The following is a 24,523-nucleotide window of genomic DNA, read 5'->3' on the forward strand; positions in this document are numbered from 1 at the left end:
AGTCACTTGGGATTTTTTATCTAAAATGCTCCAAAGATAATATACTTGTCACTCCCCTTTTTGATACAGGCAAAGTTCTTTGGTTCCCGTTATACCTGGTTATTATCCTTTAGGGGAATCAAAAGTCCGTTTTGGTTCCCGTAACACCTGGTTTTTATCCTTTAAGGGGATCAAAAGTCCGCTTTGATTCCCGGTCAACGTGCTTTTTATCCTTAATGGGAATTAAAACACTACTCTGTAATTAGAGTTACTGAGACTATATGTCTAATTAACCCTTACATTCCCTTGTTTCTTATTATTCATCTTAATAACAAGATATAGTGTCGATAAAACAACCATTAACGTGGTACTTACATAAAGAACCTCCGCCCATATTGTTTGTGAATCCGTTCCAAGGAATAATCCATGAATCGCAGAAAGCACCCAAAGCGGAAAAACTAGATAATGCGTTTTTTTCCATAATGAACGTCCAAATGCTTTCATGAAATCAGATGTAAAAATAACAATTATTAATAGATAAGTTGCTATTGTACCAATCCCCGTTAAGATTGGGTCATTGGCAGAAGTGAACGGTATGAGAATGGACTTTAACGTATAAGGCTGATACGTATCATACAAAAGTAAACAAGCATGTACGCCGATAAATAATAATGCCACCTGACCAATTATTTGGTGAAAAGCGAGAATGTTACCCTTTTTGCGTGGAATATGTCGATAGATTCCCGCCAGTAATGACAATGTCAGCAAAAAATAACCAGCCAAACCGGTGACCCTAATGATGATCCATATCCAATTCATTGTGCTACCTCCAGTCTTTCATATAGTCCTTTATCACCACCAATGGCGATTTGATTATTTTCAAAATAAATAAAATAAGCAATCTTAGGAAACCTCACCGATAGCAATGCTTTTGCCTCCTCAAAGGGAAGGATGCAAAAGAGTTTTGCAGCCGTTTCTGCCTCCATTACGTTGTCAGCAATAACGCTTGCTTGTAAAACTCCATTCTGAGCGGGTTCACCTGTTCGGCCATTTAAAATGTGGTGATAGGAGGATTGGTCCTTCTCCCACTTCCGATAATTTTTACCAGAAGTCGCCAATGCACAATCCTTAATGACAAACCTCATCATATCTTTTCCCATTAAAATCGGATGTTCAATGCCAACTTCGTAAGATCCAATTACTGTTAAATCCCCTCCTGCATTGATCAGAGCATTATTAGAACGTTTTTGAAGAAGCTGTTTTTTTACTTGGTCAATAATATAACCTTTTCCAAATCCGCCAAAATCAAAGGAGAAGTCCCGCTTCTTAATCAACCACTTTTCCGATAATCGTTCAATCGGTTCCTCTCTAAATTCTTTTATAGCGAACTCCCCTTCTTCGAAAATAGGTTCGTAATTCTCATGGAAAGAAGAAGTATAGCCAATCTCTCTCATGTAATCACCCATGAATGGATGAACATAATAGTCGGTCTTCCTTGTTAGTGTCAGCGATTGGTCAAGCAGATTAGCAAATGTGTCATCTAACAGAATCGGAACATTTTGTGCCCTGCTGTTCAGGTAGGAAAGATAATTGTCAGGAATAAATCTGCTTGTAGTTTGCTCAAATTCACGAATCATTTGTTTGATTTCTAATTGAACTTCCCTGTCCATTCCGTCTAACTTAATCGTGCAATTCATTGCTCTAAATTCTGTCCTATTCATCGTGTTGCACCTGAACTTCCATTTCCTTGTTCAAACCCGCTGCTTGGAGCCTGTTGGAATTGATCCTGTCCCCAAGAAGATCCTTGGTCAGGTGAACTTTGGCTAATGCTGCCTTCATCATTAGAAGCAGATGGTACAGAAGCTTGTTCACTATCACCTTGCGGATGATTCCCACGAGAAAAACGGTCTTGCTGTTCTTGAGTTTGATTATATGCTGTTGAGTTCTCTTGATTAGTATTATTTTCAGCTGTGCTATTCGTTGTACTTGAGGGATTTTGATTATTCAATACCAATCCCCCGAAGCCTAATGCCGTTGCTGTACTTACTGCAATTATCGTCCATTTTACTTTTTTGTCCATTTCTAAAATTCCTCCAATACATCTTGAATTTAATATAGTTGCAACGTGATTTCCGCTTCTTATGCTCTTACTATAAACACGGTTGGTGAAAACTTAGTGAAATTACACATTTAAAAACAAGACTGTGTTAAATTTGGCTGTTGATTTGCGCTCCAGGCGCTATGCTTTCCGCGGGCTCGCTAGTGAGCCTCCTCGGTCGTACGACCTGCGGGGTCTCACTAAGCTCGTTCATCCCGCAGGAGTCAAGCGCCCTCCGCTCCAATCAACAGGTTCTAAAATCAACAGTCTCCTTTAACACAGCCAAAAACAAAAAAGCATATATCGGAATTCCGATATATGCTTTTACAATTTATTTTTCAATTTGGATTGGTCACTTTGTTTACATAACTTCATTACGCTTCTTTAAATAACGATACAAAATAATACTAAAAACAGAACATAAAACCCCGCAGACGCCAATAAAAATAAATCCTGCCTGAAATCCTCTCATTAGCCCGATTTCAGCTCCCAGAAGACTTGTGAACCATCTTTTAAAAAACTCAATGAGCGCTCCTAAGAATAAATTGCTAATAACCACCACGATACCCATAATGGTTACGGTCACGGTAATCGCAGCGTCGATTCCATTAGGATATCTTTTAGCAAGCAGCGCCATTACAGTTGGATAGACGGGTGCAATCCCAAATCCAGCCGCCGCATATAACCATACACCTGATGGTCCGAATAATGTAGCCAAAATGGTCGTAATTCCAGCAAGACCGGAAAAAACAATGATAGAAATCATAAATCCAATTTTATCGGTTACAAATCCCAGAAGTAACCTTCCTACCATAAAACAGAGAAAAAAGATTGATAACATACCAGAGGCTTCTGTTGAACTCCATTGAAAAGATCTCTCTAGAAAGTTAACAAGCCAGCCAGCAATTGAAAGCTCCACGATAACACCAAAAGAAAGAATGATAATAATGAACCATGCTACCCGATCCTTTAAGAACATCTTAATAGGCAGGCGTTCGTGAGAGGTTGTTTTATCAACTGGAAGTGTACTGAAAAATGCTGGGATCATAGGGATGATACATAATGAAAGCATGATTAAATACATTCCCTGCCAGCCTAGCTCACTACCCCCCAAAAATGTCACGCCCATTAAGCCCGCAGCCATCAAAGGAGCAGCCGTAGAACTAAGTCCATAAAAGAAATGAGATAGGTTCATCATAAAGCCAGTATTTTTTGTAAAAATTCTTGCAGCCAAAATCGCCAACGCAATTTCTAACATCCCATTTCCTAAATACATAACGAAATAGGAAACGGAAAAGATTGCAAAGTTACTTGAAAAATAAATAAATACTCCAGATAACGCCATCACACCAAATGCTATCAGACTCGTAAGCTTAATGCCGACTTTAGATGAAAATACGCCAGTAAAGCTGCAAGCGATTAAAAAACCAATCGAATTAATGGCTAATAGAAAACCAACCTGCAGCTCATCGATCCCATAATCGATTTGCATTTGTGGAATCGCAGGTCCCTTGATATTCTCTGATAACCCAAATACAAGGTATCCTAGAAAAATCACAAAAAATGAAAGTGGTATGTATTTCTTTACCGGTTGTGTTTGTGGCAATGTTTGCATAGTATATTTCCCTTCACTTGATTCTTAATACCACTTACCTTCTGAAATGACAATAACACGTCCGCCGACTTGGATTAGATAGTGGTCATCACTCTTTTTGGCATTTATTTTTAGTAACGATGGTCTGCCAATAAAAGCCCCTTGTTCGACACGATAGTTTATTTCGTTAGAATTAAAAAAGTTATGTTCCAATAAATATGCTGCTAAATTTCCATTAGCACTTCCTGTTGCTGGATCTTCTAGATATCCCGGTATTGGCATGAATAATCTTACATTTAAATCGTTTTCTGGGTTTGCAGTTTCAGTTGCAAAGACCAGTAAATTAATATCTCCCTTATCCTTCAATAGGTCTGCATAGGCTCGATGATTAATTTTACATCGACTTACAGCATCCAATGAATTCAAATGGACTATTACACTTGGTAATCCAGTTGACACGACTTGTAGCGGAAAATTAGTATTGATATCTTCTCGATTTATTTGTAGTACTGCTGCAATTCTATCAATCTCCACATTAGCGCCAAATTCAGGTTGGTTTTGGGTCATCCAGGCGTATTGATCTTCAAAAACAACTGGTATTTGCCCAACAGGCAGATTTAGTTTAATTTCACTACCTTCTGACCGGTCAAATAAGAATTTAATAATATAAGCAGTTCCGAGGGTTGGATGTCCTGCAAAAGGTAATTCTGAATCAGGAGAGAATATTTTAACATCATAACCACCATTATCCTGTAAGCCCGACATAATAAAGGTTGTTTCCGAAAAATTCATTTCTCTGGCAATTTTTTGCAATTCGTTTTTTTCCATTTTTCTCTCTGGAATGAAAACTGCCAATTGATTTCCCTCATATTTGTTTTCGGCAAACACATCCACAATATAATACTTCATCTTAATTTCCTCCTTACTTTACTTAATTAACAACAATAGTCATATGGATGAAGAGGAGGATTTGCAGGAAGCAGCCATTTTGTAGCAAACAATGGGTCCTTCCAATGCCAAGCTCCTAGTGCCGCAGCACACGCATCAATTGTATGACTTTCTTCTGCTATAAATGCAGGCAGCTCTATTAATTGTTGCTCTCCCAGCCATTTTTTTATAAAAATTCTCGAAGTTATTTCTTGCTTATAGCTCAATACATGTCCTAAGTCTTTTTGAGAAATTCTTGATCCTATAACGGCACCAGGATGTACTTCCACAATGGATATAGGGTTTTTACTCAGGAGATTTTCTATTTCTCTAGTAAGCTTAATTCCTCTCAATGTTAAATAGACCATTCGATTAAATGTAGGAGGCATGATGGAGCCAGGCTTCATCCCTAGAGAAAGAATAAACTGTCTCAGTTGTTTATCACCGTGCCTGTCCCCTCCGCCATCCTCGTAAGACAAAGGAGCATCCATACCAATAACAACTTCATCTATTTGACTTTGAGTCTGGATTTCCTCCAAAATTTCTAGGTCTCGAATATTTTTCTTTAGTTTGAGAAACTTTAATTCACCATCTAGCAATTCAAAGACCGCCATAACCGTATCTTTATGATTACTAGGTCCCGATAAATCAATGCCTATCACTCTCATTAACAATCCCGCTTTCAGCTCATTTATATATTTTTATAATAAATAACAGTGGTATCTAATTCACCTGTTTGAGACAGAGCAAAGTTCGGAATTTTCCCGGCGGGAATAAAACCAATTGATTCATAGAGATGATTTGAGGGATCCCCTTCTCTTGTATCAAGGACAAGTAACGTTCTTCCTTCACTTACAGCTCGCTCCTCCGCAACTTTCATCAATGCACGAGCTACCCCTTTGCGTCTAGCATTGGGTCCTGTCATTAGCTTTGCAATTTCAGCTCGATGGAGACCGTTCTGCTTGGTACATAAATGAACTTGAATGGTTCCAACAATTTCATTATTTAGTTTCGCAATAAATAAAAGGACATCTGGATTTAATACAGTTTGCCAATATTGTCTCGCAGCTGATAGCTTCATAGGCGGTAAAAACCCAATGGACGCACCGTCGTCTACCACTTGTACCAAAAGTTCAGAAAGTGTTCCTATATAGATCTCAATGTCTTTAACTTCTTCAATTTTTAGCACATTAAACACCTCTATCTGTAGAATTTGAAGATATATCAGTAAGTATGCAGATATCGATTGTATTCTCAAAATAGTGTTAATATAAAGATGATTATACTTTGGAAATAAGGTGATGCCAATGATTTCTAAAAACGAATCTCATAATCAACTAAGAAGAACTTATTTTATAGCTGTTGTGATCTCAATTGTTCTGGGACTGGCATCCAGAAAATTCTGCCATCTATTATTCTCTACTTTAGCAGAGAATGCTGGAGATGTCCTATGGGCAATGATGGTCTATTTCGGATTCCGGTTCTTCCTTTTGAAAAAAAGCATGGTGACAGCCATGTTTCTTAGTTTTTTGTTTAGTTTCGGTATCGAATTCAGTCAGTTGTATCAAGAAGAATGGATTAATCAGATTCGAGGAACTCTGCTGGGAGCGTTGATATTAGGGAAAGGATTCCTTACTGTGGATTTAATTCGCTATACAACAGGAATTGTCATTGCCTCTAGCTTTGATTGGTTAACAATTATAAAAAAACAGAATAACAAATAAATTAATGTTCTTCTGTTTTTCACACCTTCTACTCGATTTTTTGAAAATAAAAAAGGTTGCGTGCAGCAACCTTAACTTCAGGATAATAGTTTTTTCTTAAGCGTATTTTATGCCTGCAAGTTTGATATTACTAATATCACTAGACCCACATGGTGTTACGGCATAAGTCATTTCACATTTGGGGCAATTCATAACAACAGTTTCTAACGTAAATGTTTCGCCACACTCACAGCTAATTTCGTGCGCCACTGCAGGTGCAAAGTTTTCTTTCCCTTTACTTTTAACATGATCAACGATATCTTTTCCATCTCTAATATGTGATGAACAACCACAGCTCATTTTGTAACCCTCCATAAAAATAGTACTTTGTGAATAAGGATAGCATAGAAATAGTGACATCAAGCCGTTTAAATTCAAACAGATTATGAATTTTATCAATCTCAGAATATAAAAAAAGAAGACTTCTCAACTAGATGTCTTCTTTGGAATGCAAATTAATTTAGGTTTAATGTACTCGAATTATTTCAAAAACATCTTCATCATGATGAACTCTTGTATGCTTGGATTCAATCCGTTCAAACTCTTCTATCTCTTCATTATACATTGACTCGCCAAACCACCAATTTTTGAATTCAAGAAAAAGTTCTGTAAACATCTTGATTTCCTCCAGTTAAGGTTAATGGATTTCTTATATTCTTATTATACATGTGAATCTATTCACATTAAAGCGCTTACAAAATAGGCGGAATAGGAAAATAATAGAGAATAATTAGAAAATAAAAGACCCCACTAATAAAAATAAGACTCAAAAAATTGAGTCCCCTCACACTATTTTGTATGGTTATTAACTGCAGCTACAGCCTCGATTTCCACTAACTGATTAGTATAGCCTAATATAGTTACCCCTGATAAGGTGCTCGGGACATCATGGTTACCGAATTCTCTTCTGATTGTTTGCCATGTTGTGACCAAGTCAGCCCGGTTTTGACTTGCCACGAGAATTCTTGTATAAACGATATCTTCTAAAGTAGCACCACATTCTTTTAATGCCGCTTTCAAATTCTCCACACAAAGGTTAGCCTGTATCTCATAATCACTTGATGCAGGTACGATTCCCTCTTTCGTTAGTGGGCAGGCTCCCGCTAAAAATAATAAATCCATTCCCGCTGGAACCCGACTAGCATATGCATAATCAACTTGAGCTAAATGGTTAGAATGAATGAGCGATATCTTCTTGTTCATTGCTTTCGACTACCTCCTCCTAAATATTCCATATAAGTTTAATTTTATCAGATAACATTAACTATTTTCATCATAATAACTACTTTTTCTTTTCTATTAATTGTAACTAACAGCATTTATACTAGTGAATTTAAGTATTGAAAAACCTCTAAGCGGAATATCTATTTACCTATAAGTTTATTATTTTTATAGATATTTCTGAGTAGTAAATACATTTATAGGGGGCATTTATGAAAGCGATAGTATATAAAAAATATGGTCCACCTGATGTTCTTGAAGTTACAGAAGTTGAAAAACCGATTCCTAAGGATAATGAAATATTGGTAAAAGTTCATGCCTCTTCCGTGAATTTTGGAAACCTCGTCCTTTTAAAAGGAGAACCTTTCTTAGCAAGATTTGCATTCGGACTTTTTAAACCAAGGTACTCTATACCTGGAGGAGATATTGCTGGCACGGTAGAAGCAGTGGGGAAAGATGTTACCCAATTTCAACCAGGTGATGACGTATTCGGAGATCTATCAGGATGTGGTTGGGGTGGTTATGCGGAATATGCAGCTGTACCAGAAAATACAGTAGCTTTAAAACCAGCCAACCTTTCCTTCGAGGAAGCTGCGGCAGTTCCAATGGCAGCTGTGACCGCCTTACAGAGTCTGCGGGATAAGGGCAGGATTCAAGCGGGACAGAAGGTATTGATTAATGGTGCCTCTGGGGGTGTTGGCACATTCGCAGTACAGATTGCCAAATCCTTTGGAGCAGAGGTAACTGGAGTGTGTAGTACGAGAAATGTAGATATTTTGCAAACGCTTGGGGCCGATCATGTCATTGATTATTCAAAGCAAAAGTTTACCGAAAACAATCAGAGTTATGATTTAATTCTTGGTGTTAATGGTCACCAACCTCTTTCAGATTATAAGAGTGCATTAAAACCAAATGGTATTTTTGTTCATGTTGGAGGTTCCGGGGCACAAATGTTCCAAGCTATGACCGTGGGAGCATGGATATCAAAGACTTCGGGTAAAAATATGGGCACCTTCTTACAAAGAGCCAATCAAAATGATCTCGTATTCTTGAAAGAGCTTCTGGAAACCGGCAAAGTTAAACCTGTTATTGATCGACAATATAAGCTAAGTGACGTACGCGAAGCATTCAAATACTTTGAACATGGTCACGCACAAGGGAAAGTTGTTATTACAATATGAATTAAATAATGAATATTCTATGGCACCCAACAAAAGTTTGTATTAAGTTATTTTCATACTAGACTTTCACTGTTATAATAGACGCCATATTGTATTTTAGGGGTGTCTAACGTGATAAGATCTGCACAAGAAAAGGATTTACAGGACATTTTAGATATATATAATGATGCTGTCCTTCATACTACTGCTGTATATACCTATAAAGCACAAACACTTGAAAGTCGAAGAATTTGGTTTAAACAAAAAATGGATGAAGGTTATCCTGTTATCGTATATGAGTTAGATAATAAGGTAGTTGGTTTTGCAACTTTTGGTCCCTTTAGACCGTGGCCCGCTTACAAATATTCTATCGAACATTCTATCTATGTAGATAACAATTATCGAAGAAAAGGAATTGCTACTTCTTTATTAAAAGAAATAATTTCCATTGCAAATGAACGAGAGTATAAGACCTTAATTGCAGGAATTGATGCAGCAAATGAAAAAAGCATTGCCATGCATGAGAAGTTTGGCTTCGTCCATTCAGGGACAATTAAAAATGCAGGCTATAAATTCGAAACATGGCTGGATTTGGCTTTTTATCAATTAGACCTAAACGGCCCTAAATATCCTGAAGAAGGTTAAAAATTGAGAACCCCCTTAGCAAATGCTTTGGGGGTTACGTTCATTGTTTCAGATGTCTAACTTCATTAGTATGAATCCACCTTACAATTTCAGCACTTACTTCCTCTGGTTGGTCCCATTGTATAATATGACCGGCATCATCTATTGAAATGATTGCAACGTTTTTTATATCCTTCCTTAATTGAGCAATTCCTTTTTCCCTTCCAACTCTATATCGTAACTTTTCATTAGAAACTCTCCCTTTAGATTTTCCCTCTTTTTCTAAAGACTATTTCAACAAATAGAGAAGGAATCCTTCTTAGTTTACTGAAACCTTCATTTCACTTATGTTGATATATGTATTGGATATTCCAATCAGGAAATAGTAAAAGTAAATAACTAGTACTACAATAATTGGATAATAGTGAGGTATCAGCATGGCTAAGAAAAAAGACAAATTTGCGGTTTATTTGGGAAATATCGCTTCAAATTTAAAGGAAAGTGCCAATTATTTTGCGGAATATAAATTAAAGAATGTTAGCGACCTTAAGATTTTTTCAGAAAAAATGAAGGAGTACGAATCAAAGGGCGATACCATGGTTCATGAAGTGTTTAAGGATTTACATAATGCTTTTATTACTTTTATTGAACGTGAGGATATTTTAACTCTTACGATGAGTATGGACGATGTTTTAGATGGCTTAGAGCATACAGCCGCTCTATTTGAAATGTATTCGATAGTAAATGCAGATGATTATATGCTTAGGTTTGTTGACGCAATTAGAAGTTGTGCATCTGAAATTGAAACAGCAATTGAAATTCTGGGAACAAAGAAATTACAGGACATGAGAGAACATGCAATAAAAATCAAAGATTTAGAATCCAAATGTGATGGAATCTTAAGGGAATCGATAAAAAGTCTTTTTGTAAATGAAAAAGACCCGATCCGTATCATTCAATATAAGGAAATCTATGAAGAACTAGAAAACATTGCAGACTTCTGTCAGTCCGTAGCCAATACATTAGAAACCATTATCATGAAAAATGCTTAACAATATGGGTAGTTATAATTTAAACTGCAGGCCTACTTCATATAATGCTGACCTAAGTTTAGGTAAAGAAGCAGGTCCCATTCCGTGCAATTTCAAAACTTCTTTTTCACTATAGGTTGATAGTTCCTGTAATGATGTGATCCCATTGTTCTCCAATGCCCGTCTTGCTGGTGCGGAGAGCTGTGAAAGAAATCCGCTTATGGGTTTCCGTTCTTGCTCACAAGTCGGACAGGTTGGACAATCACTACTTTTATGATACTTGTGTCCATTGGGGCAAGTTCTTACATACTTTTCTGAAAAAGTCATTTCAATAGTCACCTCTAAATAAAAAGACTGGAATTATTCTTAATCATACTATATTTATCCCATTTTAAATAAATAAAGTCCGCTAAATTGTTTATTTGAGTCACTGTCTTTTTTTATTAATATTCGGTTTTAGTGTCAATCTCTAGGCGAATATCATAAGATGTATTCTTCCCAGAAATAAGGAGGTATTTCAAATGAGTAATGAATATGAAGTTGGGTTTGGGTTTCATTTAATTGTTGTGCTATTTATCCTGTTAATAATAATTTGGTGCGCATGTTGATAATTGTTTCTTGTAATAATTTGTTAGCTGTATAAAATGAAAACTCGCCAAATAGCAAAAAGTCCATTAGGCTGGAGTTTACTATTGGCGAGTTATTTCTTAGTTATATCAATCAAATGATCCCATTGTTTGGAATAGTTTACTAGATTGTGGAGATACATAAATGGTTCTGCTTAAAAGGCCGCATTTATTGCAGCCAAATCCTACAAAGTTTTATCTGCTGGTATTCACATTATTAATTTCTATTACAAGAGTTTGTAAGGCGTCACCATTATAAGATTCTTTCATGTTTTTCTGGTACATTTCCCTGTTTTTATAGACAGTATTTAAATTTTCCATCAACGTTTTACTAGTGAGGTTTTCTTCCTCTAGGGTAAGTGAATAGCCTTTATTTTGGAAAACTTTCGCATTTAAAATTTGGTCCCCTCTGCTCTGATTTAAACCTAGTGGGATAATAAGCATTGGTATATTTAAGGCAAGAAATTCAAAAATGGCATTTGAGCCACCCCTAGTAATTACGATATCCGTAGCAGCTAAAATGTCTGATAACTCATCATAAACATATTCATATTGCTTATACTTTGGTCGGTTAAACAAATGAGGATCCATGTTATTTTTCCCGCAAATATGAACAATCTGGTAATGTAAAGTTAGTTGTTCTAGCGTTTCTCGGACAACCTCATTTATTTTTTTTGCTCCTAAACTTCCACCCATTATCGTTAAAATTGGAGTATGCTTATCAAATCCAAGTAACTTTCTCCCCTTTTCTGTGGACCCGTTCATTATTTCTTTTCTAATCGGAGAACCGATGACGGTTGTTTTATGCTCAGGGAAGAATTTTTTTGTTTCTTCAAACGAAGTAAAAATCTTTGTTGAAAATCTTTGAGAAATTTTATTCGCTAATCCTGGTGTCAAATCACTTTCATGTATAAAAATAGGGATTCTTAAGGACTTTGCCGCTAAAATAACAGGCACTGAAACAAATCCACCTTTAGAAAAGATTAAATCGGGTTTCAATTGTTTTAGAATCCTTCTTGCTTCAAAACATCCTTTTACTACTCGAAATATATCCACGAAATTCTCAAAGTCTATATATCTTCTAAGTTTCCCACTGTTTATACCAAAGTAAGGAATGTTTATTTTTTGAATTAATTCTTTTTCAATTCCTTTTTTAGAGCCAATATAGAAAACATCCCAATCGTTGCTAAGCTCATTAATAATAGCTATATTTGGCGTTACATGCCCTGCTGAACCCCCGCCGGTAAATACAATTTTCTTGATCGCCATATATCCTCCCGTTTTTTTGCAGTAATATGTAGTACCCATTATACGCTACCTATGTTTGTAAATTCTTCTTTTTCTTCTTAGAATAACTCCCCTATAAATTAAAAGATAATTAAATTGATATCCATGGTTTTCTCCAGAAAAAATAAGTATTCTTAATTTCTAATTCGAAATGATTCCTAAAATCATTTACAGAATCATAATTTAATAATATAATACAAAACGTAATAACTACGATTTACACAAAATAAATATTTGATTGGAGTTTAGAAATGAAAATAACTAAATTTATTTTTTCAACCATTATGATTTCTGTTCTATTGTTAACCGCCTGCGGCGCAAAAGAAACTCAAACAAGCGATGAAACAACAAAGAATGATGTGTTAAAAGTTTCCACTACCATTTACCCTCTTGAGGATTTTGCAAAAAAAATCGGCGGTAACTTTGTTGAAGTGCAGAGTATTTACCCTCCTGGTGTCGATGCCCATACATTTGAACCTACTACAAAGGACATGATCTCTCTTGCTGAATCTGATTTATTCATATACACCGGAGCGGGAATCGAGGGTTTTGCTGATAAAGCTGTTGAAACCTTAGAAAAAGAAGACGTCACCATAGTGGAGGCAGTTGACGGAATAGAACTGTTAGAATCCTCCCATAGTCATGAGCATGAGTCTGCCGAAGAAACTGCTCATGAAGATGAAGAGCATGAACTTGCCGAAGAAAATGCACATGAGGATGAAGAGCATGACCATGGAGATGTTGATCCGCATGTTTGGATGGATCCTGTATTAGCAATTGACTTGGCTAATAATATTAAACTAGCATTAACGGATTTAAAGCCAGAGCACGCAGATGAATTTGAAACAAATTTTCTCCAGCTGAAAGGTGACTTAGAAAAACTAGATCAAGAGTTTAAGACAGTCGTTGACAACTCAACAACCAAACACCTGTTAGTCTCTCATGATGCCTACGGCTATTGGGAGAAACGATATGGTCTGGAAACCATTGCGATAAATGGACTTTCCCCTACACAGGAACCTTCTCAAAAAGAATTAGCGGAAATTATTGAAGAATCAACCGAACACGGAATTAAATATGTGATCTTTGAACAAAATGTCTCACCTAGAGTATCAGAAATTATTCAGAAAGAAATTGGCGCAAAATCGCTGACACTACACAATCTAGAGGCTTTAACAGACGAAAATATTAAGGAGCAGGAAGACTACTTAAGCATCATGAGAAAAAATATAGATGTCATTCAAACTGCTTTGAACCAGTAAGATAAATCAAAACCCTGCCAAACTGAATTTAGGCAGGGTTTTGATTTATTTTATAGATGATTTATTCTCTTATTACTGGTCTCTAATATCTAAAAAAAGAGTTATTGATATTTTTTGCTTCAGTTATAATACTTTTCATTAACGATTCCACTGTTTGATTTTTTGCTAATCTGGGACTTTGACCGGACCAAAGTGAGAGGTAATCTGCGTTTTGTTGAGCAGAGGAAGCTTTTCTTAAAGGTTGAGTAAGTGCATTTTGAACTGGGAAATCTGGTAATAAATCTTCGTGTTTCTCCATTTCTGCTATAAATTTATTTTTAATTCCTCTCGCCCATTTTCCGGAAAACGCCCGAGTTAAAACAATTTGGTCTTCTTTCGCATGCATAATCGCTTCTTTGTATACCTTTTGTGCACCGCTTTCGATACATGTTAAGAAAGCAGTGCCCATTTGTACTCCCAATGCACCTAAGCATAAAGAAGCCATTAAACCTCTAGCATCCATTATTCCTCCAGCAGCAATAACTGGAATACTGACATGATCGACAACTTGTGGAATCAGTGACATTAACCCTATTAAACTATCTTGTGATGGACTGATAAAGTTACCGCGGTGCCCCCCTGCTTCACTACCTTGCACCACAACTATATCCATACCTGATTTTTCAACTTCAACGGCTTCTTCCACTGTTGTAGCTGTTCCAATCACAAAAATATTATTTTGTTTTAATTCCGAAATAACTGCCTCAGAAGGAATACCAAATGTAAAGGAACAAACTGGGATTCGTTCTTCTATGATAACTTTGATTTGTTCGTTAAATGTTTCAAATACTTGATCACAAGTTGGGATGTCTAGGTTAGGATCTTCGTTTATATGTAATTGATTACGAATGGGCTTTAATACCTGATTGGCTAATTTCACTTCACTATCTGTATAAGCAAATTCGTTTGGGATAAATAAATTTATTCCAAAGGGCTTGGATGTGTACTGCTTTATTTCCTTGATTTGTTCTCTGATTTGATTTGGAGTCATATAGCCAGCGCCAATCATTCCAAGGCCACCAGCATTAGAAACCTCCGCTACTAAGTTTGAAGTCGTTATTCCTCCCGCCATGGGAGCTTGAATGATCGGATACTCAATTTTTAATAGCTGTGTCATTTTATTTTTTAACATCGACCACACCTCATAGATTATATTTTACTGGACTTACTATTCCTATTTTTTAAGTGTAATGCAGTCTTTACAAACAAATTTTCCTTCGTTTCTTAAATAGGCTTTGATTTCCGTAAAACCTTTACGTTTAGGATATTTCATTTTCACAAAGACGATCTCATCTTCCTTAAATTGTTTCTCACAAACCATACATTTTGGTTTATCCCACAACATGTTCAAACCAACTCCGTTTCTAACAATGAATGTAAAAAATGTTTAGATTTGTATATAACCATATTATTAGTTTATAAGGATGGGAACAATACAAACGGATTAAAAATTCTCCATGAAACCTTTGTTAAAAATGGGCCGATCAAAATTGAAAATAATCCTTATCTTCTCAGAAACAAGTGTAACCATACTCATATGATATCGTCTACTTTATAGAGATAAGAGTTGCAGCATACAATCAAGCACTGGTCTAAATTCAATAATTTAATTGTTATCAAGAAAGGATGATTGTTATGTTTCAATCAAAGAAATTACAGTATTTATGGGTCGGATTTTTGGTGTTCCTTCTGTTATTTACACCAAGAGTGTTTTCTCCATTACCAGACCATGTATCTGCAGAACAGGTGAAAACAGAGAAAAAACAAAAGGAAAAAGTCAAAATGCCGGTTGAATATAAAGGCAGGATTTATCGTGATCTTGAAACACATTATTACCTATTTTCAACCTCAAAGAAAGGTACCATTGACATCAGTTGGGGACCCGATACACTTGGATCCGATTATATCATCACTGATAAAAACTGGTCGGCCATGTATGGAAATGGCGATGTTTTGCCAGCAGGTGATTATATGCTAGTGATAACCTCTAATCCAGCAGAATCACCGGAAGACCCGTCCCTGCTTTCCTATGATTTTATCTTAAATGGCCTTACGTTTAAGGAAGCTCCTGATACTACACTCCCAAAACTAAATATTGAAAGCCCTACCCAGCTTGTTACACACTTACCTGCAGGAGAACATGATGTAACTTTTAAAGGATGCTCGGATGCCACTAGTATCATTTTTACAGACGAGGAGATTACAGAACAGTTACCAAGTTCATTTGAAAAAATTATTCATTTTGATGGATCAACTCCAAATTATCGCTCATATCGAATAACCGCCACTAATGAATCCGGCAATAGTGTTAATCGATATTTTGAGATTTTTTATGAAGGTGGAGTTACGGAAGTAAATTAAAATAATAAAATCATTGATACTTTCGGGCTTCATGAACCCTTCATGATACCACTTTTCTAAAATTACTGATGATTTTAGGCTCCATGACCCCACTTTTCCATTTTGCTCGTTCTATACAAAAGTCCCTAGACGAATGTCTAGGGACAATTTGCGTAAAAACGATTTATTTTATACTACCCTGAATAGGCGCTGTTGACTTTTCAAACGTAAATCCTTCATATCCATTCTCAGCAATTTCTGTACATTTTTGACGGTATGCTCCGACACCGCCTAGATAGATTAAAAATCTGCGCGTTTTCCCAGGAATATTGGCACCAGTGTACCAGGAGTCTGCTTTTGTAAACAATGTGGCATCCGCAACTTCACCGCAATGCTTGCTCCATGCTTCTTCCGCATCCAGATTTGCTTCAACCGTCTCTAAGTGATTTGCCTCCATATATTCGATGCAATCCGAGACCCATTCTACATGCTGCTCAATGGATGCCGGCATATTACTAAGAACCGATGGACTTTCTGGTCCAGTTATCATGAAGAAATTAGGGAATCCGGCATTCGCAACGCCGAGGTAGGTTCGTGTATTTTCTCCCCCATTCCATTTTTCCTTCAATGACACACCATCTTTACCGCGAATATCCATTTTTAACAGTGGGCCAGTCATGCCATCAAAGCCGGTTGCGAACACAATGGCATCAAGCTCAAATTCTCCCTCAGTAGTACGGATTCCCTTCTCCGTAATTTCTACAATTGGATTTTTCTTCACATCGACTAACGAAACATTATCCCGGTTATAGGTCTCATAGTAATCGGTGTCGATAATTGGGCGCTTCGTTCCGTAAAAATAGGAAGGCAGAAGCGTTTCGGCGACTTCTGGTTTTGTCACAATGGAGCGGATTTTAGAACGGATGAATTCGGCTGCCAGCTCATTTGCCTCTGGATTAATGGTAATGTCATAGTACGAGGTGAATATACCTTGACCACCAACCTCCCATGCTTCCTCAAATTTAGCCAAGCGTTCTTCAGGCGTTACCTCGAGCGCGGATTTCGTCGGCACTTCTCCAGGTGCACCGCCTGAGGATTCACGAATTTGGCGCTTAATTTCGTGAAAATTCTCCTTGGCATTTCGGATATATTCAGGATCATAAGGGTGATTTCTTGCTGGTGCACTATATTGCGGTGTTCGTTGGAAAACGGTCAGCTGATCTGCTTCTGCAGCAATGACAGGAATCGCCTGAACGCCGCTCGATCCAGTCCCAACAATTCCTACTCGTTTTCCTGTAAAATCAACCTTTGTGTGCGGCCAATGACCAGTGTGGTACCAATCACCCTTAAAGTTTTCTAAGCCATTAAATTTAGGAAGGTTTGAAGCGGAAAGACAACCGACACCCGTGATAAAATACTTCGCTGAAACACAAGTACCATCGTTTAGAGAGATTTGCCACTGCTTTTTCTCTTCATCATATTGTGCTGACTGTACCCGGGTTTCAAATTGAATATCAGGTCTCAAATTGAATTTATCAGCAACAAAGTTAAGATATTTTAATATCTCAGGCTGCTCCGGATAGCGAGAAGACCAAGTCCACTCACGATAAAGCTCCTCTGAAAAGGTATAGTTATAGTAGATACTTTCTGAGTCACAGCGTGCCCCAGGATAACGGTTCCAGTACCATGTACCTCCAACACCATCGGCAGCCTCGTATACTCGAGTCGATAAACCTGCCTCACGTAAGCGATAAAGCATATACATACCTGAAAAGCCTGCACCAATTACAACCGCATCAAAACTTGTTTGATTTCCCTCTTTTTTCGTTGCCATTAGCATTTCCCTCCCTAAAATTAGGTTCAGATATAGCTTCTATACTAATTAGACTCTACTTACTTCTTGATCTACCTTTGCTAAAAAAGAAGCAAATTTGTCAATTGCCCCTTTAATATCTTCAGGGAAGACCGCCATATTCGTGAAGAAACCATGGATTAAGCCTTCTTCCCTTGAGGTTTCTACATAAACTCCAGCGTCTCTAAGCCGTTCTGCATAGGCTTCACCTTCATCTCGCAGCACATCATACTCTGCTGTCAGTACATAGGCTGGCGGAAGGTTGCGTAAATTTTCTTCGAGAATTGGTGCAACGAGTACATTTTTCGCATCCTCGTCATTGCGGATATAATAATTACCGAACCATATCATCAGGTCTCGGTCCAACCCAAATCCTTCTTTAAATTGATCATAGGATGGAGTATCATAGCTTAAGGCTGTTACAGGGTAAATCAGGACTTGACCAGCGATAGCAGGTCCGTTTTCCTCGCGTGACTTTAAGGTCATGGCAGCAGCCAGATTGCCCCCGGCACTATCACCGCCTACGACAATATTGGAAGCGTTTGCATTTAGCGGCGCAGCATTTTCACTTACCCATTGTAAAGCAGCATAAGAATCTTCCACCGGTACAGGAAATTTATACTCAGGAGCCAGTCGATAATCAACTGAGACAACTATTCTTTGTGTCTTATTTGCTAGCATTCTGCAGCTGGCATCAGATGTAGGAATATCGCCTAATACCCAGCCGCCGCCGTGGTAATATACAAATACCGGGAAAGGACCTTGACCTTCTGGTGTATAAATTCTGACATTAATTTCTCCATCTTGAACAGGTACAAGACGATCTTCAATCTTTGCAAGTGGAGCAAGTTCTACCTCTACTGGCGGTGCCATCGCAAACATATCTCTTACTGTTTGCGGCTCTAATGAAGCGATTGGCGGCATTTGCTTAAATGCCTCTAGATAGATTAGTGATTGTGGTTTTAAATTTGCCATTGTCATCTTCCTTTCGTAATAAAAGTTTTTCACCTTTTTCTGTATATGCATAGTAAGTACTATCTAAATAGTAAAATATTTTGTATAATTTGAATATTCCCAATTTTATATATACTAAATCCCCCAAAAGGAGATGATAATTTGGCATCACAGCGTACCTTGATGGAAAAGATTGTACAGCTAGAGGAAACGTCTAGTCATGAGGAGAAACTGTATAAAATTTTAGAGGTATACATGTCAATCTACCCTGTACGGAATTCGTATTTATTCCGTTTTTCACCTTTAGGTTATTTAGGTGAAGGAATCATCATGTTAAATTCAACTGGCATCGTCTACATAAACGAAATCCGCGACAATGTTCGCACCCTGCCCTTCATTTACTCCGCCATCTTAGAAAGAAGAGCCAAGTACTGCTCTGGAATTGAATTCTTAAAACAAACAAGCAGCAAATATATCGTTACTTCCAACGTAAATTCTATGGCTGTGATCCCGATTTGCTTTGATAAAGTGGTTATTGGCTACATATGTACAACTGAATTCTCCGATACTGCTGTAATTGATGAACGGACGCTTTCTTCTCTTACTGATTACGGGCGAATAGTTGGAAAGTACATGGAAAAGACCAACAACCTAGATGAAACACCAAACTTAAGTAAACGGGAATTAGAGGTAATGAGGAAGATTTCTTGGGGAGAAAGCATGAAGGAAATGGCTGCTGCGATGGATATAAGTGAATTAACAGTAAAGCAATATGTGAAGTCAGCGATCAAAAAGCTTGGTGCACATAATCGTTCTCATGCAGTAAGTGAACTTTTTAGAAGGGGTATTATTTCTTGATTAGAATGTAAACGCTTACTACTATTATTTGTTTATTAGATTACCTATCTTATATGTTTCTTTTTTCCTATTTTTCGTTATAATATAGATAGACATGAACATAAACTAAAAAGACCGAACATGGTGCAACATGTCGGTCCTGCAATAGACGGTCTCTCAATAGGATCGGCTAGTATGAGTATAAATAATCCACCCGAGGCTTCCAAACTCATGGGTGGGTTATTTTTTTTGATTAAACGTCAGAATGGCAATGACTAAACTAGCAAAGCCGAACATAATCATCAACGTTTCAAAAATTGTCAAACAGCAACACCCCCTTCCTATTGGGAGCATGCCGGCACCATTGAGACCCCTATTCTATGCCTTTCTAGTATATCACAAAACCACATAAAACAAGAACATATATTCGTATATTCTACATAAAAACTAGGAACCTACTTTGTTTTAAAAAATATAATGTCGCTGAGTATAAAAACTAAAAATAAAAAGGATTCCTTCAGTGAAAATTTTGCTCGTAAAGAGTGATAAATTGCTTGTATTAGTAAAGAACTCAAGTAAGAAATAATTACTAATGATGATTAGAGCAGCTAAACCATAATATTTTACTAACGTTTTTGATTGTAGATAGTTCTTGGCTTTAAATACAAGATTCTTATTCATCAGGTAGTTACTGACGGAACTAATGATTCTTGCACCTATGACCGAAACAATTAAATTCCCTGTTAACCAATTTAGTAGAAAAAAGACAATGAGATCCATGATCCCACAAGAGACGGAAGACAAACTAAATTTTATAATTGGAAGATAGATTCGAATCGAATCTAAGATTGGGCGGAAATGACTGCCTTTATTATTATTTTCATAGATCGTTTTGATCGGAATACTACAAACATCATACCCAGAAGATTTAGCTTCTAAAAGCTGATTCATTTCATATTCATACCTATTTCCCTTTAATTGAAGCAGCCATGGCAGCATCTCTACTCAAAAACCTCTAAGCCCCGTCTGGGTATCATTGATTTTATAACCGGAAACAAAAGAAAATATTTTTCTCGTTACGGTGTTACCTATTAAACTTTTTAATGGAACAGATCCTACGAATTCTCTACTGCCCAATAGGATGGTTTGCTGATGGGAGGGTATTGCTTCGGCAATCCGCTGGATATCTTCCCAGCTATGCTGTCCATCACAATCGGCGCAGACCACCCCATCTTCATCTGGATGATGATTGCCGATATTGGAAAAAGCTGTTTTAAGTGCAGCTCCTTTTCCTTGGTTGCTCTCATGAGACAATACCATGGAGCCTTTCATTTTAGCTTGTGAAAAGATTGGACGACAGCTTTCAGTACTGCCATCATTAACAACTAAAATACTATAGTTAGAGTTTTTTTGAATTTCATCGATGAGTCGCAGCATCTTTTCATCTGGTTGATAAGCAGGAATAATCACGATCATTGGAATCACCTCTTTTAATTAATGTATAAAATATCACTTACACCACGTTCTTGACCTTTTCCTTGAGGATTATTAACCACTCTTCCCATAAAATACATAGTAGAAGAACCGCCTCCATCAAGGTTATATGCCTCTGTACAGCCTAGGTCTTCAAACACTTGAGCAAACTCTGTCAATGTCATGCCATCACTTTCTTCGCTTCGCCCATCGACGACTACAAATACATAATGATTTGGTGAAATTATTCCAATTCCAGTTCTTGGATTGGAGTTTTCGATTGACCGATTTCCAAAATTGCTATCGATACTTACATTCCCAAAATTAGTAATAGCTGTAGAGTTTTCAACTAATGGAGGTCCAAATGATAATGTCTGTGTTACACCTTGTTCAAGTAATTCGTCTGCGCTCGTTTCGGTCTCATCATAAATTTTCATTGATCCACCTTCATATAAAGCAAGCCCCGTGCGTGCTGGATTGTCTCGAAAGACCTCTCCATTTCGAATGGTAATCCCATCCTCCCGAAATCCATAATAATCACCATTTATCGCAAAAATTGCATTATTTTCACTTGCTATCACAGATGTATTTTCAGTAATGTTATTACCAAATTGATTGTTTGCAAAAGCAGATTTTAGACTGCTTGCTACTTTAAGTTCAACATCTGCTACATAATAAACAATAGGATTGGCTGAGGTACCAGCTTCAACTTTTTTAATCTGAATAGACTTTGTGTCACTGGTATAACTCCAGTCGTCAGCATTGTAATCTTCTTCTGTTGTCGATAATTCAGTGGATTGCACCGTGCTCGGTGTATTGCTTAATGCGTTTGTCATTTCCACGTGTTTTATCAAATAACGATTTGCTAATTGATATAAGATAATACCTAGTACCAACACGCTGAGAGTAATAATCATGACTATTTTCTTTTTACGGGGTTGTACTTTTTGAACTTCCAAAGTTTTATCCTCCTTTATTTTTTTTCGCTAAAGTAGATTGTCAATTGCTTTGTTATGATTTTGATTCTAAGAGGGTAACCTTAAACAAAGCTTAACTATATAAAAAAAAGCTGTCTTTCGTAAAAACGAAAAGACAACTTTTTAAAATTAGCTAAAACTATGTAAGCAAATCGTCTAGAGCAAGTTTTAGTATTGGGAACGTGAATTCAAAACCATGGTCTATTAACCTTTGAGGTACTACATGCTGCCCCTCCAAAACGAGTGCACTTTTTTGCCCAAGGACCATTTTCATAGCGAAAGAAGGAACAGGCATCCAGTGTGGACGATGTAAAACGGATCCAATGGTTTCTCCGAAATCGTTCATTTGAACTGGTGATGGTGATGTAACATTCACTGGACCGCACAACCGATCGTTTTTAAGTGCAAATACAATCGCACGGACAACGTCCGTAACATGCACCCAGGACACCCATTGTTCTCCGGACCCTACTTTTCCGCCCACAAATAAACGATATGGCAGTGCCATAAGTGGCAGTGCACCACCCTCTTTACCAAGCACAACACCAAATCTCATGATAACCGTACGAACAGAATGTTCTTCTACTCGTTTCGCTTTGTTTTCCCAATCTCGGACCGTCTTCCCTAAAAAATCATTTGCTCTATCCGTTGAATCTTCTGTATAGACCGTTTTTAATGAGGCAGGATAAATGCCGATTGCACTGGCATTGACCAGAACTGAAGGTTTTTCAGGTAGTGAGGAAATGATTCTTAGTAACTCATCTGTTGCAGTCATACGACTTTCATAGATTTGTTCCTGATGCGTTTCACTCCATCTGCCGTCGTTAATGGAAACACCCGCTAAGTTAATAAAGGCATCCGCTTGTCTGATTTCCTTTTCAGGTGAAGTACCTTTGTCTAGCCACTTTACAAATTGGACTTTCCCAGAAGGTTCACGATCACCTCTTGTTAAAATGACAACAGTATGCCCTTCTGCTAGCAACAAGTCTGTTAGTTTTTTACCGATAAATCCTGTACCGCCAGCGATAACAATCTTCATTTTACCTCCCCCAATGACAATCGTATCTTTTTAATAATGGTTTATTTATTACTTTATTGTTCCTTCTTACACTTTAACATTATAAAATTTATCGAAGGTTTATTTTCCATGTTCTTATTGGGTTCATCAATTTCTGAAAACTCTACCAGCCCATATTTTTCAAAGTCACGTTTTACCGAGCCAGCATCATAAAAAAACATTTTCACGCCTTCCATGATTTCGAAATAATCTTGACCCAATTGTTTGCCCTTTCCAAACATTGGGGCTTTTTTTGAAACAGTTGTAAAAATCATATACCCATTTGGTTTTAACTGATTGTAGCAATCTTTAATAAATTTCTCTCTCTCACGTTCATTCAATAAATGAAGAAGTGCATAGCAAAATATACCGTCATAAAGTTTATTGTCAAAAGGCATATCACTTACTGATCCATGAAAAATAGGTATATCAAGCCCGTTCTTTCTTGCCAAATCAATCGCAGTTTTTGAAACCTCAATACCGGTGACATTTATTCCATTGTCGATAAAAATCTTTGCATTTCTACCATAGCCAATACCCGGTACCAGTATGTCCTTAAAATTCCTTTCAATAAAAAAGTCCTTTGCCAAGATTGCGGAGTCTGAAGGTTCAAATCCCCACATCGTTTGTTTTTCTATAAAACTTGATTCCCAGAATTCCATCCTATTTTAATCTCCTTTAGTTTTATCTGGCATTAAAAATTATACCATTTCATTCCAAGAATAATCGTATGTAAACGCTTGTATTTATTGAATCAAATAAAGCCCCAATAAACAAATAGGCTATTTATTGGGACTAATTTTTTTATTATACTTATTCATGATGTTCTTCAGCAGCCATGGCCGCTGCTTTTGTTTTATGGACCGTTCCAAATGGGTGCTGTGGTGGTGCATAGATGGAATATAGTTTGAGTGGTTTATTCCCTGTGTTGGTTACATTGTGCCATTTGCCAGCAGGCACCATGATGGCAAAGTCGTCAGAAACTCTCTTCTGGAAGGTTAGGTTATCCTTAGAATCACCCATTTGAACGATTCCATTGCCATCTTCAATACGGAGGAATTGATCCAAATGTGGGTGCACCTCTATACCGATATCTTCCCCAACGGCTATACTCATCAAAGTCACTTGAAGATGACTTCCAGTCCATAAGGCGGTACGAAAGGTATTGTTTTGTTTAGACGCTTCATTAATATTCACAGCAAACGGTTGTTTTCCGTAATCTTGTATGTCTACGTTTCGTACCTCAATGATGGGATGCCAACGGCGATATGGATGGGCATAGTCAAACTCGTCAGTATATTCTTGATACAAGGTCTGTGTTTCATGGTTAGAGATTGCATTGTTGTCATAATAAGGATTTTGGTATGGATAAGGGTACATATAAGGAACATAGTACATATTGCTCATTCCCTTCGAAGATTT

31 protein-coding genes are annotated in these 24,523 nt (G+C 37.2%); 8 read left to right on the top strand and 23 right to left on the bottom strand.

The window, feature by feature from the left end:
• Positions 1-264: 264 nt before the first annotated feature.
• The 7 genes from ABC255_RS15930 to ABC255_RS15960 all read right to left on the bottom strand — a co-directional run bounded on the left by ABC255_RS15930 (position 265) and on the right by ABC255_RS15960 (position 5,787).
• The gene (locus ABC255_RS15930) at positions 265-798 is read right to left on the bottom strand and encodes a ferric reductase-like transmembrane domain-containing protein (RefSeq protein ID WP_412994944.1); all 534 of its coding nucleotides are present in this window, start codon (positions 796-798) and stop codon (positions 265-267) included.
• A complete protein-coding gene (locus ABC255_RS15935; protein ID WP_412994946.1) occupies positions 795-1,700 on the bottom strand; it encodes an FAD:protein FMN transferase in 906 nt (301 codons plus the stop codon). The genes ABC255_RS15930 and ABC255_RS15935 overlap by 4 nt, the downstream gene beginning before the upstream one ends.
• Positions 1,697-2,059: a hypothetical protein gene (locus ABC255_RS15940; RefSeq protein ID WP_412994948.1), complete on the bottom strand. Its 363-nt coding sequence runs from the start codon at positions 2,057-2,059 to the stop codon at positions 1,697-1,699. Before ABC255_RS15940 ends, ABC255_RS15935 begins: the two co-directional genes overlap by 4 nt.
• A 379-nt stretch (positions 2,060-2,438) precedes the next feature.
• Positions 2,439-3,692: an MFS transporter gene (locus ABC255_RS15945; RefSeq protein ID WP_412994950.1), complete on the bottom strand. Its 1,254-nt coding sequence runs from the start codon at positions 3,690-3,692 to the stop codon at positions 2,439-2,441.
• A 24-nt stretch (positions 3,693-3,716) separates the two neighbouring features.
• Complete coding sequence (locus ABC255_RS15950) at positions 3,717-4,580, bottom strand: PhzF family phenazine biosynthesis protein (protein ID WP_412994951.1); 864 nt, start codon at positions 4,578-4,580, stop codon at positions 3,717-3,719.
• Between the two features lie 26 nt (positions 4,581-4,606).
• Positions 4,607-5,266 carry a DUF429 domain-containing protein gene (locus tag ABC255_RS15955; protein WP_412994952.1) on the bottom strand — a complete coding sequence of 220 codons (660 nt, stop codon included), beginning with the start codon at positions 5,264-5,266 and terminating at the stop codon, positions 4,607-4,609.
• A gap of 23 nt (positions 5,267-5,289) precedes the next feature.
• Positions 5,290-5,787 (bottom strand): GNAT family N-acetyltransferase, encoded by a 498-nt coding sequence (locus ABC255_RS15960; RefSeq protein WP_412994954.1) that lies wholly within the window; start codon positions 5,785-5,787, stop codon positions 5,290-5,292.
• Positions 5,788-5,905: 118 nt separating this feature from the next.
• On the opposite strand from ABC255_RS15960, the gene ABC255_RS15965 reads away from it, so the two are divergent.
• Positions 5,906-6,322 carry a ribosomal maturation YjgA family protein gene (locus ABC255_RS15965; protein ID WP_412994956.1) on the top strand — a complete coding sequence of 139 codons (417 nt, stop codon included), beginning with the start codon at positions 5,906-5,908 and terminating at the stop codon, positions 6,320-6,322.
• Between the two features lie 96 nt (positions 6,323-6,418).
• Here the strand turns inward: ABC255_RS15965 and ABC255_RS15970 are convergent, their stop codons facing one another.
• The 3 genes from ABC255_RS15970 to ABC255_RS15980 form a co-directional block, all read right to left on the bottom strand.
• The gene (locus tag ABC255_RS15970) at positions 6,419-6,661 is read right to left on the bottom strand and encodes a hypothetical protein (protein ID WP_412994958.1); all 243 of its coding nucleotides are present in this window, start codon (positions 6,659-6,661) and stop codon (positions 6,419-6,421) included.
• 166 nt (positions 6,662-6,827) lie between these two features.
• Entirely contained in the window at positions 6,828-6,977 is a 150-nt protein-coding gene (locus tag ABC255_RS15975) for a hypothetical protein (protein ID WP_179600548.1), read from the bottom strand.
• Between the two features lie 173 nt (positions 6,978-7,150).
• Positions 7,151-7,564: a RidA family protein gene (locus tag ABC255_RS15980; protein ID WP_412994960.1), complete on the bottom strand. Its 414-nt coding sequence runs from the start codon at positions 7,562-7,564 to the stop codon at positions 7,151-7,153.
• 230 nt (positions 7,565-7,794) lie between these two features.
• Here ABC255_RS15980 and ABC255_RS15985 point away from each other — a divergent pair, with 230 nt between their 5' ends.
• The 3 genes from ABC255_RS15985 to ABC255_RS15995 all read left to right on the top strand — a co-directional run bounded on the left by ABC255_RS15985 (position 7,795) and on the right by ABC255_RS15995 (position 10,418).
• Positions 7,795-8,763 carry an NAD(P)-dependent alcohol dehydrogenase gene (locus ABC255_RS15985; protein ID WP_412994962.1) on the top strand — a complete coding sequence of 323 codons (969 nt, stop codon included), beginning with the start codon at positions 7,795-7,797 and terminating at the stop codon, positions 8,761-8,763.
• Between the two features lie 111 nt (positions 8,764-8,874).
• On the top strand, positions 8,875-9,387 hold the full coding sequence (locus tag ABC255_RS15990; protein ID WP_412994963.1) for a GNAT family N-acetyltransferase: 513 nt from the start codon (positions 8,875-8,877) through the stop codon (positions 9,385-9,387).
• 416 nt (positions 9,388-9,803) lie between these two features.
• On the top strand, positions 9,804-10,418 hold the full coding sequence (locus ABC255_RS15995) for a DUF47 domain-containing protein (protein WP_412994965.1): 615 nt from the start codon (positions 9,804-9,806) through the stop codon (positions 10,416-10,418).
• Between the two features lie 12 nt (positions 10,419-10,430).
• Here the strand turns inward: ABC255_RS15995 and ABC255_RS16000 are convergent, their stop codons facing one another.
• A complete protein-coding gene (locus tag ABC255_RS16000) occupies positions 10,431-10,724 on the bottom strand; it encodes an RNA polymerase alpha subunit C-terminal domain-containing protein (protein WP_412994967.1) in 294 nt (97 codons plus the stop codon).
• 194 nt (positions 10,725-10,918) lie between these two features.
• Between ABC255_RS16000 and ABC255_RS16005 the strand changes: the two genes are divergently transcribed.
• Entirely contained in the window at positions 10,919-11,005 is an 87-nt protein-coding gene (locus ABC255_RS16005; protein WP_412998571.1) for a YjcZ family sporulation protein, read from the top strand.
• 213 nt (positions 11,006-11,218) lie between these two features.
• Here the strand turns inward: ABC255_RS16005 and ABC255_RS16010 are convergent, their stop codons facing one another.
• Positions 11,219-12,292 (bottom strand): undecaprenyldiphospho-muramoylpentapeptide beta-N-acetylglucosaminyltransferase, encoded by a 1,074-nt coding sequence (locus tag ABC255_RS16010; protein WP_412994969.1) that lies wholly within the window; start codon positions 12,290-12,292, stop codon positions 11,219-11,221.
• A gap of 269 nt (positions 12,293-12,561) precedes the next feature.
• Between ABC255_RS16010 and ABC255_RS16015 the strand changes: the two genes are divergently transcribed.
• Complete coding sequence (locus ABC255_RS16015; RefSeq protein WP_412994970.1) at positions 12,562-13,572, top strand: metal ABC transporter solute-binding protein, Zn/Mn family; 1,011 nt, start codon at positions 12,562-12,564, stop codon at positions 13,570-13,572.
• A gap of 82 nt (positions 13,573-13,654) precedes the next feature.
• Here the strand turns inward: ABC255_RS16015 and ABC255_RS16020 are convergent, their stop codons facing one another.
• Positions 13,655-14,743: an NAD(P)H-dependent flavin oxidoreductase gene (locus ABC255_RS16020; RefSeq protein ID WP_412994972.1), complete on the bottom strand. Its 1,089-nt coding sequence runs from the start codon at positions 14,741-14,743 to the stop codon at positions 13,655-13,657.
• A 42-nt stretch (positions 14,744-14,785) separates the two neighbouring features.
• Complete coding sequence (locus ABC255_RS16025; RefSeq protein ID WP_412994974.1) at positions 14,786-14,956, bottom strand: Fe3+ hydroxamate ABC transporter substrate-binding protein; 171 nt, start codon at positions 14,954-14,956, stop codon at positions 14,786-14,788.
• Between the two features lie 290 nt (positions 14,957-15,246).
• Here ABC255_RS16025 and ABC255_RS16030 point away from each other — a divergent pair, with 290 nt between their 5' ends.
• Positions 15,247-15,972, top strand: coding sequence for a hypothetical protein (locus ABC255_RS16030; protein ID WP_412994976.1), 726 nt, complete (start codon positions 15,247-15,249; stop codon positions 15,970-15,972).
• 163 nt (positions 15,973-16,135) lie between these two features.
• Here ABC255_RS16030 and ABC255_RS16035 read toward each other — a convergent pair whose 3' ends face one another.
• Positions 16,136-17,785 (bottom strand): flavin-containing monooxygenase, encoded by a 1,650-nt coding sequence (locus ABC255_RS16035; protein ID WP_412994977.1) that lies wholly within the window; start codon positions 17,783-17,785, stop codon positions 16,136-16,138.
• 48 nt (positions 17,786-17,833) lie between these two features.
• Positions 17,834-18,778, bottom strand: a complete 945-nt coding sequence (locus ABC255_RS16040) for an alpha/beta hydrolase (protein WP_412994979.1) — start codon at positions 18,776-18,778, stop codon at positions 17,834-17,836.
• Between the two features lie 141 nt (positions 18,779-18,919).
• Between ABC255_RS16040 and ABC255_RS16045 the strand changes: the two genes are divergently transcribed.
• A complete protein-coding gene (locus ABC255_RS16045) occupies positions 18,920-19,615 on the top strand; it encodes a helix-turn-helix transcriptional regulator (RefSeq protein ID WP_412994981.1) in 696 nt (231 codons plus the stop codon).
• Positions 19,616-19,834: 219 nt separating this feature from the next.
• On the opposite strand, the gene ABC255_RS16050 is transcribed toward ABC255_RS16045, so the two are convergent.
• The 7 genes from ABC255_RS16050 to ABC255_RS16080 form a co-directional block, all read right to left on the bottom strand.
• Positions 19,835-19,948 carry a putative holin-like toxin gene (locus ABC255_RS16050; protein ID WP_412994983.1) on the bottom strand — a complete coding sequence of 38 codons (114 nt, stop codon included), beginning with the start codon at positions 19,946-19,948 and terminating at the stop codon, positions 19,835-19,837.
• Positions 19,949-20,059: 111 nt separating this feature from the next.
• On the bottom strand, positions 20,060-20,545 hold the full coding sequence (locus tag ABC255_RS16055; protein WP_412994985.1) for a GtrA family protein: 486 nt from the start codon (positions 20,543-20,545) through the stop codon (positions 20,060-20,062).
• Between the two features lie 54 nt (positions 20,546-20,599).
• On the bottom strand, positions 20,600-21,070 hold the full coding sequence (locus tag ABC255_RS16060; RefSeq protein WP_412994987.1) for a glycosyltransferase family 2 protein: 471 nt from the start codon (positions 21,068-21,070) through the stop codon (positions 20,600-20,602).
• A gap of 14 nt (positions 21,071-21,084) precedes the next feature.
• Positions 21,085-22,026 (bottom strand): phosphodiester glycosidase family protein, encoded by a 942-nt coding sequence (locus ABC255_RS16065; protein WP_412994989.1) that lies wholly within the window; start codon positions 22,024-22,026, stop codon positions 21,085-21,087.
• Between the two features lie 157 nt (positions 22,027-22,183).
• Positions 22,184-23,083: a TIGR01777 family oxidoreductase gene (locus ABC255_RS16070; protein WP_412994991.1), complete on the bottom strand. Its 900-nt coding sequence runs from the start codon at positions 23,081-23,083 to the stop codon at positions 22,184-22,186.
• A gap of 53 nt (positions 23,084-23,136) precedes the next feature.
• Entirely contained in the window at positions 23,137-23,763 is a 627-nt protein-coding gene (locus ABC255_RS16075) for a class I SAM-dependent methyltransferase (RefSeq protein WP_412994993.1), read from the bottom strand.
• A gap of 151 nt (positions 23,764-23,914) precedes the next feature.
• Complete coding sequence (locus ABC255_RS16080; protein WP_412994995.1) at positions 23,915-24,508, bottom strand: cupin domain-containing protein; 594 nt, start codon at positions 24,506-24,508, stop codon at positions 23,915-23,917.
• Between the last annotated feature and the right edge of the window lie 15 nt (positions 24,509-24,523).

It is taken from the genome of Neobacillus canaveralius (assembly GCF_047237705.1).
In the GTDB taxonomy this organism is placed as follows: domain Bacteria; phylum Bacillota; class Bacilli; order Bacillales; family Cytobacillaceae; genus Neobacillus; species Neobacillus niacini_K.

Bases quoted from the DNA above. Each gene is read 5' to 3' on its own strand.
- ABC255_RS15980 (WP_412994960.1), bottom strand. From the start codon at position 7,564: ATGAACAAGAAGATATCGCTCATTCATTCTAACCATTTAGCTCAAGTT.
- ABC255_RS16060 (WP_412994987.1), bottom strand. From the start codon at position 21,070: ATGATCGTGATTATTCCTGCTTATCAACCAGATGAAAAGATGCTGCGA.
- ABC255_RS15935 (WP_412994946.1), bottom strand. From the start codon at position 1,700: ATGAATAGGACAGAATTTAGAGCAATGAATTGCACGATTAAGTTAGAC.
- ABC255_RS16070 (WP_412994991.1), bottom strand. From the start codon at position 23,083: ATGAAGATTGTTATCGCTGGCGGTACAGGATTTATCGGTAAAAAACTA.
- ABC255_RS16055 (WP_412994985.1), bottom strand. From the start codon at position 20,545: ATGAATCAGCTTTTAGAAGCTAAATCTTCTGGGTATGATGTTTGTAGT.
- ABC255_RS15950 (WP_412994951.1), bottom strand. From the start codon at position 4,580: ATGAAGTATTATATTGTGGATGTGTTTGCCGAAAACAAATATGAGGGA.
- ABC255_RS16015 (WP_412994970.1), top strand. From the start codon at position 12,562: ATGAAAATAACTAAATTTATTTTTTCAACCATTATGATTTCTGTTCTA.
- ABC255_RS16000 (WP_412994967.1), bottom strand. From the start codon at position 10,724: ATGACTTTTTCAGAAAAGTATGTAAGAACTTGCCCCAATGGACACAAG.
- ABC255_RS15945 (WP_412994950.1), bottom strand. From the start codon at position 3,692: ATGCAAACATTGCCACAAACACAACCGGTAAAGAAATACATACCACTT.
- ABC255_RS16075 (WP_412994993.1), bottom strand. From the start codon at position 23,763: ATGGAATTCTGGGAATCAAGTTTTATAGAAAAACAAACGATGTGGGGA.
- ABC255_RS15965 (WP_412994956.1), top strand. From the start codon at position 5,906: ATGATTTCTAAAAACGAATCTCATAATCAACTAAGAAGAACTTATTTT.
- ABC255_RS16025 (WP_412994974.1), bottom strand. From the start codon at position 14,956: ATGTTGTGGGATAAACCAAAATGTATGGTTTGTGAGAAACAATTTAAG.
- ABC255_RS16010 (WP_412994969.1), bottom strand. From the start codon at position 12,292: ATGGCGATCAAGAAAATTGTATTTACCGGCGGGGGTTCAGCAGGGCAT.
- ABC255_RS16020 (WP_412994972.1), bottom strand. From the start codon at position 14,743: ATGTTAAAAAATAAAATGACACAGCTATTAAAAATTGAGTATCCGATC.
- ABC255_RS16030 (WP_412994976.1), top strand. From the start codon at position 15,247: ATGTTTCAATCAAAGAAATTACAGTATTTATGGGTCGGATTTTTGGTG.
- ABC255_RS16005 (WP_412998571.1), top strand. From the start codon at position 10,919: ATGAGTAATGAATATGAAGTTGGGTTTGGGTTTCATTTAATTGTTGTG.
- ABC255_RS15955 (WP_412994952.1), bottom strand. From the start codon at position 5,266: ATGAGAGTGATAGGCATTGATTTATCGGGACCTAGTAATCATAAAGAT.
- ABC255_RS16050 (WP_412994983.1), bottom strand. From the start codon at position 19,948: ATGCTCCCAATAGGAAGGGGGTGTTGCTGTTTGACAATTTTTGAAACG.
- ABC255_RS15940 (WP_412994948.1), bottom strand. From the start codon at position 2,059: ATGGACAAAAAAGTAAAATGGACGATAATTGCAGTAAGTACAGCAACG.
- ABC255_RS16080 (WP_412994995.1), bottom strand. From the start codon at position 24,508: ATGAGCAATATGTACTATGTTCCTTATATGTACCCTTATCCATACCAA.
- ABC255_RS15975 (WP_179600548.1), bottom strand. From the start codon at position 6,977: ATGTTTACAGAACTTTTTCTTGAATTCAAAAATTGGTGGTTTGGCGAG.
- ABC255_RS15995 (WP_412994965.1), top strand. From the start codon at position 9,804: ATGGCTAAGAAAAAAGACAAATTTGCGGTTTATTTGGGAAATATCGCT.
- ABC255_RS15985 (WP_412994962.1), top strand. From the start codon at position 7,795: ATGAAAGCGATAGTATATAAAAAATATGGTCCACCTGATGTTCTTGAA.
- ABC255_RS16035 (WP_412994977.1), bottom strand. From the start codon at position 17,785: ATGGCAACGAAAAAAGAGGGAAATCAAACAAGTTTTGATGCGGTTGTA.
- ABC255_RS16040 (WP_412994979.1), bottom strand. From the start codon at position 18,778: ATGGCAAATTTAAAACCACAATCACTAATCTATCTAGAGGCATTTAAG.
- ABC255_RS15970 (WP_412994958.1), bottom strand. From the start codon at position 6,661: ATGAGCTGTGGTTGTTCATCACATATTAGAGATGGAAAAGATATCGTT.
- ABC255_RS15930 (WP_412994944.1), bottom strand. From the start codon at position 798: ATGAATTGGATATGGATCATCATTAGGGTCACCGGTTTGGCTGGTTAT.